5 protein-coding genes and 5 pseudogenes are annotated in these 10589 nt (G+C 52.9%); 7 read left to right on the top strand and 3 right to left on the bottom strand.

Annotated elements, in window-relative coordinates; all coding sequences use genetic code 11:
- The 4 genes and pseudogenes from ACJ8MK_RS25460 to ACJ8MK_RS25445 form a co-directional block, all read left to right on the top strand.
- Positions 1-76 (top strand): annotated as a pseudogene (locus ACJ8MK_RS25460) (reverse transcriptase); the annotation flags it as partial.
- An 80-nt stretch (positions 77-156) separates the two neighbouring features.
- Positions 157-646, top strand: a pseudogene (locus ACJ8MK_RS25455) (IS3 family transposase); the annotation flags it as partial.
- Between the two features lie 165 nt (positions 647-811).
- Positions 812-1648 (top strand): helix-turn-helix transcriptional regulator, encoded by an 837-nt coding sequence (locus ACJ8MK_RS25450; RefSeq protein ID WP_023279881.1) that lies wholly within the window; start codon positions 812-814, stop codon positions 1646-1648.
- Positions 1649-1942: 294 nt separating this feature from the next.
- On the top strand, positions 1943-2602 hold the full coding sequence (locus ACJ8MK_RS25445) for an SDR family oxidoreductase (RefSeq protein ID WP_007897903.1): 660 nt from the start codon (positions 1943-1945) through the stop codon (positions 2600-2602).
- Between the two features lie 41 nt (positions 2603-2643).
- Here the strand turns inward: ACJ8MK_RS25445 and ACJ8MK_RS25440 are convergent.
- A pseudogene (locus ACJ8MK_RS25440) lies at positions 2644-3240 on the bottom strand (LysR substrate-binding domain-containing protein); the annotation flags it as partial.
- A gap of 447 nt (positions 3241-3687) precedes the next feature.
- A complete protein-coding gene (locus tag ACJ8MK_RS25435; protein WP_022649401.1) occupies positions 3688-4014 on the bottom strand; it encodes a four-helix bundle copper-binding protein in 327 nt (108 codons plus the stop codon).
- Positions 4015-4445: 431 nt separating this feature from the next.
- Here ACJ8MK_RS25435 and ACJ8MK_RS25430 point away from each other — a divergent pair, with 431 nt between their 5' ends.
- Entirely contained in the window at positions 4446-5579 is a 1134-nt protein-coding gene (locus tag ACJ8MK_RS25430) for a glutathione-independent formaldehyde dehydrogenase (protein WP_022651297.1), read from the top strand.
- 569 nt (positions 5580-6148) lie between these two features.
- Positions 6149-6448, top strand: a pseudogene (locus ACJ8MK_RS25425) (IS66 family transposase); the annotation flags it as partial.
- A gap of 71 nt (positions 6449-6519) precedes the next feature.
- Here ACJ8MK_RS25425 and ACJ8MK_RS25420 read toward each other — a convergent pair.
- Complete coding sequence (locus ACJ8MK_RS25420) at positions 6520-9171, bottom strand: excinuclease ABC subunit UvrA (RefSeq protein WP_012561117.1); 2652 nt, start codon at positions 9169-9171, stop codon at positions 6520-6522.
- Between the two features lie 616 nt (positions 9172-9787).
- Between ACJ8MK_RS25420 and ACJ8MK_RS25415 the strand changes: the two are divergent.
- Positions 9788-10473: pseudogene (locus ACJ8MK_RS25415) on the top strand (IS3 family transposase); the annotation flags it as partial.
- Positions 10474-10589: the final 116 nt, after the last annotated feature.

Here is a 10589-nt window from a genome sequence, read left to right as displayed (position 1 = left end):
CTATCTGAGGACGGAAACCAGAAACACGTATACATCGCGCTTTACAGAAGTGGCAATGGTGTTCGCCAGCATTTAAATGGAGAGCCGGATGCGCTGAAAGGTGCACGTCCGGTTCGGGGAGGAGAGGCAGGGAAATAGTCCGACTACGCCCTGCCTCTTACTCTACTCTGGACGGGTAAGCGCTGGGCGTACCTCGCCGTTGTTCTCGACCTGTTCGCAAGAAAACCAGTGGGCTGGGCCATGTCGTTCTCGCCGGACAGCAGGCTTACCATGAAAGCACTGGAAATGGCATGGGAAACCCGTGGTAAGCCCGTCGGGGTGATGTTCCACAGCGATCAAGGCAGTCATTATACGAGCAGGCAGTTCCGGCAGTTACTGTGGAGATACCGGATCAGGCAGAGTATGAGTCGGCGTGGAAACTGCTGGGATAACAGCCCAATGGAGCGCTTCTTCAGGAGTCTGAAGAACGAATGGGTGCCGGCGACGGGCTATGTAAGCTTCAGCGATGCAGCTCACGCAATAACGGACTATATCGTTGGATATTACAGCGCACTAAGACCGCACGAATATAATGGTGGGTTACCACCAAACGAATCGGAAAATCGATACTGGAAAAAACTCTAACTCGGTGGCCAGTTTTTGTTGACCACTTCAGTTTGGAGAGGCCATTACATTGCCCATGCTTGTGGGTATGGCAATAACTATAATCGGCCTGATTTTTGTCATCCGGGAATAGACAACCGCACGCGTCGCTGTATGCTTTTGTATATGGCGACGTATAATAGCGGTCAAAGTCAAATTCCGGATGAATATGCAAACAGTCAGCTTTTCCGATTCTCCCGTTGATGATCTCCTCGCTGAGCTTCTTACCCTGGCACGCTCCCGTTTTCCACTTCCCTGCGATTGCCTTCGCGCAGAACAGACGCATCAGGTAAAGAAGTTCGAGGTGGAAGGTGCGACCCTTTCCTTTCCGCTGGAAGGAGAATTCCGGTATCGTGAAAATGAGAAATGGCACCGGGTGATCCCGGGCGAGATTATGGTCGTCCCGAATGCCCGTAGCATCGATATAGAATATGCCCCTTCAGAACAAAGTGGTGAGTTTGTTGCCCTGAGCGTGGTGCTCGCGGAGGAACAGCTTGAAGCAGCCAGGCTGTTACTTGCCGCACCACCACCACAGGACACCGGCAGCATCGCAGCCATTTCCGTATCAGCTCTTCTTTCACCCCTTAACCGCTGGACAGCCGCAATGCGGGAAGGGAAGCGTCCGCTTTCCCTGCACGCCATGGTTGAAGTGGTGCTCTGGCTTTATGGCATGGGATACCATGCTTTGCTGCGAGCCCGGCAGCCAAGTCTGGCCATGAAAATCCGTCAGATGGTAGCGGACAAACCGGCTCATCCCTGGAGTGCTGCTGAAATTGAAGATCTGACGGGACTCAGTGGCCCCACGCTTCGGCGCCACCTGGCCAGTGAGTCAACCAGCTTACGCTCAGTTATCGCCGATGCACGTATCGCGGAGGCTCTCCGCCTGCTGATGACATCGACGCTGCCGGTAAAAACGGTCGCGGGGCGGGTGGGTTACAATTCACTATCGAGCTTCAGCAAGCAGTTTTCTGAACGCTATGGAATCGAACCTTCAGGGTTCCGCTGACTTCAGTTCGTTCAAGGTACACATTGCGTCCCTCGCACTTCAGTAACTTGCGTGGATCTTTCGAATATAACGGAAGATATTGGCCGGCATTGCGTGTAACCGGTTCAGGAGTTCTCATCGTGACGGGAGAGCTAAATCGGTACGGCTGTTGTTCTCAGCTATAAGAACAACTGAGTATCTGACCAGCTGTCTGGTGCTGGCAGCAGCATGCAGTGCAATCGGTCAGGCTCAAAGGAACTGACCTGATGTCAGGTTATAATTTCGGACACATCATAACCCCAGAAGGAGACAACTGTGGTTCATGTTTTCATTATCGGTGGTGCAGGCAAAATCGGCCAGCGTCTGTGCAGGATCCTTTCAGGTAGGGGGCATGCTGTTCGTGCCCTCTACCGTAAGCCAGAGCAGCAGGCATTGCTAGGCGAGCTGGGTGCTGAGCCCGTCAGTGGGAGCCTGACAGAGCTGGATGCAGCTGCGCTGGCGATGCACTTTGCAGGTAGTGATACAGTGGTGTTTACTGCCGGTGCCGGCGGTAAGGGGGGACAGGAGATGACCAATGCGGTCGACGGCGAAGGGCTGAAAAAGTCGGTAGCTGCCGCCCTCAGTGCCGGTGTGTCTCGCTTTCTGCTCGTTTCTGCATTCCCGGAGTCCGCACGGGGAGAAACCACTTCTGAATCATTCGAAAATTATATGCGTGTTAAAAAAATGGCCGATGTGGAACTAGCACAAAGCGAGCTTGACTGGGTGATCCTGCGCCCCGGCGCGCTGCAGGATAAGACTGGTACGGGTTATGTACGTGCCGGCCTGGCCATCCCGTATGGTAACGTGCCCCGTGATGACGTGGCGGCTACGCTGGCTGAACTCATTGAGCAACCTGCCGTCAGCCGCGTCATCATTGAGCTGACGTCTGGCGATGCTCCTGTCCGTGAAGCCATACAGAAGCTGGCGGGCCGATAAAAGGCAGCGCACGTACCAGCAGGCTGCAGGCCCCCAGGCGTTTACAATAAACTTTCCAGCCAGTCGGTAAACGCCCGTACTTTTCGGGAGAGATGGCGGTGCGGATACAGAAGTTACAGTTTGCGATTCGGGGACGTATTATCTGGCAGAACCTCTACCAACAGCCCGCGATCGAGATAAGGCTGCAAAAAAATATTCATGCCCTGTAGTATTCCCAGCCCCGCCAGGCCTGCTGCAATGTAGGCTTCTGAGTTATCCACGACAAGCCTGCCTGGAAGTTCAATTTCGGTGGAGCCCTCTGACGTCCCGAATGTCCAGGGCATAACTTGTCTGTTGCTGCTGTTAATCCAGTTGACGGCCTGATGCTGCTGCAACTCGTCCATTGTTTCCGGGGTGCCGTGTTGATCAAGATACGCAGGACTGGCGCAGGTCGTCATTTTAACGGTTCCCACCTCCTTTGCGATATAGTCGCCATCGTCCAGCTCCCCCACCCTCAGTATGCAGTCCAGACCATCATGCAGCATATTCCGTCGGCGGTCTGAGCTGCTCAGGATAATTTCAATTCCGGGATGCTGGCGATAAAAATCAGGCAGGTTGGGTATAACAAGTAAAGCCGCAAACGCGACAGGCATATCTATGAGCGAATAGCGGACGTCAAAATGATAGCGACAGGAAAGTTCTGCCATATTAAACATAACAACCCTTGGGCGCACCGCCGCAGGCGCCCTCAGCACGTTTCTGCGGCCTCCCGCCTGTTTCCGGCACCTTTCAAACGCCCCTGATGATTTCTGCGCGTCTGCATGGCTATGCAGTGAGATCTGCTCTCCACCGATTAGTGCATGCAGATTTTGGAAACGTCCAATTCTGGCACGAAGCGGTCACCCCGGCGGGGTGCAGTCCGCTGTCAGCGAAAACGGACATTGAGCCAATCAAATAATCTGTGCCAGAATTTGTCATTGAGGCTAGTACTTTCGAGTAGATCTATTTCCCGTCCGTACTCTTAAACTCATCTATCTCATCCTTCTACGACTTATTACCGGGAATATAAAACCCCGCCGAAGCGGGTTTGGTAATTTGAGTTTTTCTCAGGCGGCCATCTTTCTGCATTGTTCGGCGCAGTGATGACAAGCGCTTGAGCAATCCTGACAATGGTCATGTTCATGCTTTCCACACTCGTCACCGCACTTCTGACAAACATCAGCGCAAAGACGGCAAAGATCCTGGGCAGACCCGCTATTTAGTGTCATGAATTGAGCTGCAAGACGGCAGATATTTGCACACTGCATATCCAGTTTTATGCACTCGCGCATCATCTCCAGATTCTCTTCGTCGAGACACGAAGCCGCACAGTTATCACATGCCGTTGCACATAGATAACAGGCTTCGATGCATTTTTTGTATTCGTCTAACATAATTTCTCCTTAGCTAAGGTTACGTATTAAGCATGGAAGAGATAACTGATTATTCAAATTTTGAATTAGTTAATTACCTTTTCAGCATTTCATATCATTGATTCAAAGTGCATCTCTAGGGTTACCTAATTCACCTATGTCTACTTCTGGCACAATGCAGAAATGAGATAGATTTACTTTATCCGCTTCTCGCTCAAAGCTGTCCGTAATCCCTTGCCTGCTTAAAAAAACCGGATTAACGTGTGATGTTTTTACGTTTTCCAGGCAGCCTTCATCGGTAAGTACCTGTCTTACAGACTTCAATGCACTTAGTTAAGAAACATCCTAATCGTCCTTTCGCCGATCGCGAGATCTGTTATGGCAGCTAAACTCGATTGATACCCCAATCCGCGGGGCAGCATTTCCTTTCCGCACGCAAGAAGGAGAAGATCATGAAAGCAGTAATTTACAACGGTCCTTATGATGTAAAAGTAAAAGACGTACCGGATGCGAAAATTGTCCGCCCCACGGATGTACTCGTCCGCATCACCACCACCAACATTTGTGGGTCGGACTTGCACATGTATGAGGGCCGGACCAGCTTTGAACAGGGACGGATTCTGGGTCACGAAAACCTGGGTGAAGTGGTCGAAATTGGCTCAGGCGTTGAACGTATTAAGGTGGGCGACTATGTTTGTCTGCCGTTTAACGTGGGATGTGGTTTTTGCGAAAACTGTGAAAAAGGTCTGACCGGCTTTTGTCTCACTACCAATCCGGGTACGGCAGGCGCAGCTTATGGTTTTGCTGAAATGGGTCCCTGGGAGGGAGGTCAGGCGGAACTGCTTCGGGTGCCATTTGCCGACTTTAACTGCCTTGTTCTTCCCCCTGATGCGGCAGAAAAAGAAGATGATTATGTGATGCTCTCTGACATTTTTCCTACCGGCTGGCATGCAACAGAACTTGCCGGATTGAAGCCTGGTGAAAGCGTGGCCATTTATGGCGCGGGGCCGGTCGGTTTGATGGCAGCTCATTCGGCGATCATTAAAGGTGCTTCACAGGTGTTTGTGGTTGATACGCACACAGACCGGTTGGCTCTGGCTGAAAAAATGGGGGCGACGGGCATCAATGCTACTGGCGATGAAGCTGTACAAAAAATTCTCGACCTGACGGATGGACGCGGTACGGATTGTGGCTGCGAATGTGTTGGCTATCAGTGCTGTAACAAACATGGCCATGAAGATAACTCTGTTACCATGAACAGTCTTGTTGCGTCGACGAAAGCAACCGGGGGAATTGGTGTGGTTGGCGTCTTTATTCCTCAGGATCCGGGGGCTGAATCGGAGCTTGCCAGAGAGGGTAAGATGCCATTTGATTTTGGGAGTTTCTGGTTTAAAGGACAGGCAATCCGTACCGGCCAGGCGAACGTTAAGGCCTATAACCGTCAGCTGTCTCGCCTCATCCATCACGATAAAGCCAGTCCGGGCAAAATAATTTCTCATCGTCTTTCGCTTGAAGAGGCTCCTGCCGGATATAAGCACTTCGATGAGCGGGATGAAGGATGGACGAAGGTTATCCTTAAGCCTTAAATAGAGTTATCCGGTATGAGAAAGCAAAAACCGGGAAAGAATGTATGACTTTTGACAGGGTGCAATAAAATATCCTGTCAGGGCGTTATTATTCATACTTTCAGCTGCCAGGCGCTTCCATATCCAGACTTGTTCCCTGATTTTGCCGACGAGATAGCAAAATTAATACATTCAGGAGGAGGCATCTGCGGTTGATCTGTTCCGTATTTATTAACGCCCTGTGCTGTAAGTATTGTCTGCCTCTACCACATAGCAGACATGTGCGCAGGAACGGTCCGCTATGAGCGAAAAGCGGACTTCCGGTCCTTGCGCAAACTCCCGTTCCGAGAAGTTGCAGTTCACAAATCACCTGTTAAAGAAGGTATGGTAGCCCACAGCATTAATTTTGCTTCCATCTTCAGTCAGACTGGCCGGTACCGGCTTCCGATAAGTTTCGTCGGCTGAGGCCCGCTAAAGTAGAGAGGTCAAAAAATAACCTTGACGTACAATAATTTTCGATATCCAAACTGACCCCTAATTAGGTGGACACCTGATGACTGACTTAAAATTTCTATCACGCCAGCGTTACACATCCGCAGTCGCATCTTGCGGGGTTCAGCGGGGTGTTGCAGGCGGACGTGCACGTGCGGACGCCCTCTGACACCACGACCGAAGCGCTGTGCCGTATCGGCGAGCTGTATGGCATCGAGGCGGGCATCCGGGGCAAAAGCGCGGCGGAACGGCTGGCCATTCGGCAGGAAAAAGCGGTACCGCTGCTGACCGCGCTGGAGGGCTGGCTGCGTGAAAAGCAGAAAACGCTGTCACGGCACTCGGAGCTGTCGAAGGCGTTCGCGTACGCGCTGAACCAGTGGGATGCGCTGAAATTATACCTGCGGGAGATTACTGATACAGAACACGCCGGGAATGTGCCGCCATTGACGCAATGACGACACAGCCCTTTTTAACCGTTCCGTGAGAGTTCCCTGGCAATATACTGTGCGGTACGGCTTTCTTTGACCTGCGATACCTGTTCGGGAGTTCCTGCGGCAACCAGGCGTCCTCCCTCATGTCCCGCTCCAGGACCGATGTCGATAACCTGGTCTGCCTGAGTAACCGCCCGCATATCGTGTTCAATCATTATCACCGTATTTTCTGCATCAACAAGCCGCTGCAGCTGCACAAGGAGGCGGTCGGCGTCTGAAGCATGCAGGCCGGTTGTCGGTTCATCTAGGATATACAACGTGTGGCCACGTTGGCTACGTTGTAGTTCGGTTGCCAGCTTGATCCTTTGCGCCTCCCCTCCGGATAACTCGGTTGCTGGTTGTCCCAGACGCAGGTAGCCCAGACCAATTTCACTCAGCAGACGGAGGGGACGAGCCACTGGTTCTTCAGTCGCAAAGAACTGACTGGCTTCATCCACCGTCATATGCAGGACCTCCGCGATATTTTTGTCCTGCCAGCAGATCCTGAGAGTATCCCGGTTATACCGCGCGCCATGGCAGGTCGGGCACGGTGCATACACGCTCGGCATAAACAACAGCTCCACGCTGACGAATCCTTCACCTTCACAGGTTGCACAGCGGCCTTTTGCCACATTGAAAGAGAATTGACCCGCATCGTAATGATGGAGTTTGGCGTCAGTCGTTCCGGCAAAGAGCTTACGAACAGGATCAAACAACCCGGTATATGTCGCCAGGTTTGAACGGGGGGTCCTGCCTATCGGTTTCTGGTCAACCTGAACCAGACGCTTTACCAGTCCGGTATCACCGGTCAGGGTACCGTACGTTTTCTCCGTTACGGATGGCCCCTCAGCGTCGCTGGCTTCGGAAAGCACGTCTTCTGGCTCACCGCCAAGTGAAGAAAGCACCAGTTCCGGTAAGGCCTGGGCAATCAGACTGGATTTACCGGAGCCAGAGACTCCCGTCACGGCTGTCAGCACACCCAGAGGAATATCAACATCGATCCACTTAAGATTGTGGCGATGGATCCCCTGCAGTTTCAGCCACCCGGATGGGATACGGGCAAAAGATTGTGGTGGCCGGACTTCATCAAATAAATAACGCGCGGTACGAGATTGGGTGACGGCTTTCAGATCTTCAGGAATACCACTGTAGAGAACATGTCCTCCCTGTTCACCAGCCGACGGTCCCACATCAACAAGCCATTGCGCCCGTCGCATCAGGTTAAGATCATGTTCAACGACAAACACCGAGTTGCCGGCATCACGAAGGTTCTCAAGCGCATCGTAAAGCGCTTTACTGTCTGAGGGGTGCAGACCCGCAGACGGTTCATCAAGAACATAGACCACACCAAACAGCATCGAACTGAGTTGCGTGGCAAGACGCAGTCGCTGAAGCTCTCCTGCAGATAGAGTTGGGGTTGCTCTGTCCAGCGTAAGATAACCCAGCCCCAGCTTCTGCAACTGATACAACCGGGCCATGACACCACCGGTCAGCCGTTGTGCCGCCAGTCGTTTCTCTTCCGATAACGCCGATGTCCGGCAGACATCGGCGTTATCGGAATGGACCGCTTTTCCGGATGCAGCACGCTCTGTCAGATCCCGACGGGTGATATCCCTGTCGGCATCTGCGCCGGCGTGGTGGGCACTGAAATCCCCCCGGGAGATTGGAAGGAGCAATTCCGCCAGCTGGTCTAAGGGCATCTGCATAAATTCACCAATGTCCACACCGGCAAAGGTGACGGACAATGATTCTGACTTCAGTCTTTTCCCGTGACAGACCGGACACAGCTTGCCTTCCATAAAACGGGAGACTCGTTTTCTCATCAACGCGCTTTGCGTGCTGGCGAAGGTATGTAGCACATAACGACGTGCCCCGGTGAAGGTCCCCATATAACCCGGCGTCATTTTTTTCCTGACGGCTTCGCGCGTATCTTCCGGACTCAGTCCCGGGAAAACCGGTACAGTGGGGGTGTCTTCGGTAAAAAGGATCCACTGACGGTCTTCCGCTGGCAGATTTTTCCAGGGAGTGTCGATGTCATACCCCAGCGTCACCAGAATATCCCGCAGATTCTGTCCGTGCCAGGCCGGGGGCCAGGAAGCAATAGCCTTTTCACGGATACTAAGTGAGGGATCGGGCACCATCAGTGTTTCAGTTACCTCATAGATATGGCCCAGACCATGGCAAGAAGGGCATGCCCCCTGCGGCGTGTTGGGAGAAAAATCCTCGGCATACAGCATCGGTTGTCCGGCAGGATAAGCGCCCGCCCGTGAGTACATCATTCGCACCAGACTGGATAAGGTGGTCACGCTGCCGACAGAGGAGCGCGCGTTACTGGCACCGCGTTGTTGCTGAAGCGCAACGGCTGGCGGCAGTCCGTCAATGGCATCCACATCCGGAACCCCGACCTGATCAATGAGGCGACGAGCGTAGGGGGCAACCGATTCAAAGTAGCGCCGTTGCGCCTCAGCATAAATGGTGCCAAAGGCCAGTGAAGACTTACCCGAGCCTGACACACCCGAAAAAACAACCAATGCGTTGCGCGGAATGGAAACATCCACCTCTTTAAGGTTGTTCTCGCGAGCACCGCGAATCACAACTGAATTGTTGTCGTCAGTCAGGATGGGATGATAACCGAAAAGTTTCTTTGCCATAGAATTTCCTGTGCTAGGTGTGTCCGCTCTTAATAAGGCCACCTCTTGTGACGGTATCTGGTGTGCCGGACCGCTCGATCAGAAAGCCCGTCGAAAAAAGCGTTTGTGTGACTGGAAACAGATTGCTGAAGCTGGGCCCGGTGGTACCATGTGGGACACCGCTGAAGTTTCAGCGGTACCCTGCGGATCCGCCTTCTGTATGAGAACTGGCTGGCGGCGTACCCGGGACCGGAGATTTGGCTCCCGTGATAATGCGGGCTCCCCGGTACGCGACGCTGTGGTTCCAGACCCAGCTGATGGCGACACTCAGGCGGTTTCGGGTACCAATTAAAAAATACAGATGAATAATGCACGTGATTTCATATGTCATTTCCTTTCATTACAGTTTTAGACCCCATCAGACATCTGCCTGGCAGAGTTAACGGAGATAGGAGCGGACTATCGAAATGGTGTCGTCGATTGACCTCTTCTGCGACTCATTTCGTTTGCCCGTATCGGGGAATTCCTCCCGAAGATAGCTTTCCAGAACAACCGCCATCAGGTCGTTAACGGCTCCCTGGACTGACCCCGCCCCGGTAGACGATCCTGCCCTATAGTTTGAGTATAGGAGGAGCGTATGGGCACACCACGATTTACACCTGAATTTAAGGAAGAAGCCGTCCGTCAGATAACGGAACGCGGTTATTCCGTCGCCTAAGTATCTGAGCGTCTGGGCGTCTCTGCACACCGCCTCTACAAGTGGCTACGGGCTATCAAACCTGATAACAGCGAGCAGCATGCCCGGGATTTACTGGAAGCTAAAAGCGAGATCCTGAAACTCCGGGCGCAGCTAAAACGCACCGAAGAAGAACGGGATATCCTGAAAAAGGCCGCGCGGTACTTTGCAAAGGAGCCCGACTGAAGTACCGCTTTATCAATGAGCACCGAACTGTATGGGGTGTGATGACGATGTGTCGGGTACTGAATGTCGCCCGGGCCGGGTTCTATGCGTGGCTGCATAACCCTGTCTCGGCGCGTGATAAAGATAACCAGCGCCTGCTGATGCTTATCCGCGACTCATATTCCCTGAGCGGAGGCGTATACGGTTACCGGCAGGTTCATGGCGATCTGAACGAAATCGGGGAAACCTGTGGTAGAAACCGGGTGGGTCGGATCATGCAACTGGACCGGATTAAAGCTGTGCGCGGCTATAAAGCGCCACGTCGTATCGCTGGCAGGCCTTCAGTCGTTGCTCCTAATCGCGTGCAGCGGCAGTTCACCGTTGTCCGGGCCACCCAGGTCTGGGTCACCGATATTACTTATAGTGTGCCCGGAGTTCAGGGCGGGCATGGACGCTCAAATGAACCACGAGTCTGTCTGGAATATTGAACCGGTAACTCACGATGAGAAACCCAACAATCCCACCGGGTGTGACGGTG

The organism is Serratia sp. CY38905 (genome assembly GCF_052168875.1).
In the GTDB taxonomy this organism is placed as follows: domain Bacteria; phylum Pseudomonadota; class Gammaproteobacteria; order Enterobacterales; family Enterobacteriaceae; genus Serratia; species Serratia sarumanii.
Note: the sequence above shows the minus strand (reverse complement) of the source record. Positions and strands in the feature narration are given on the sequence as shown.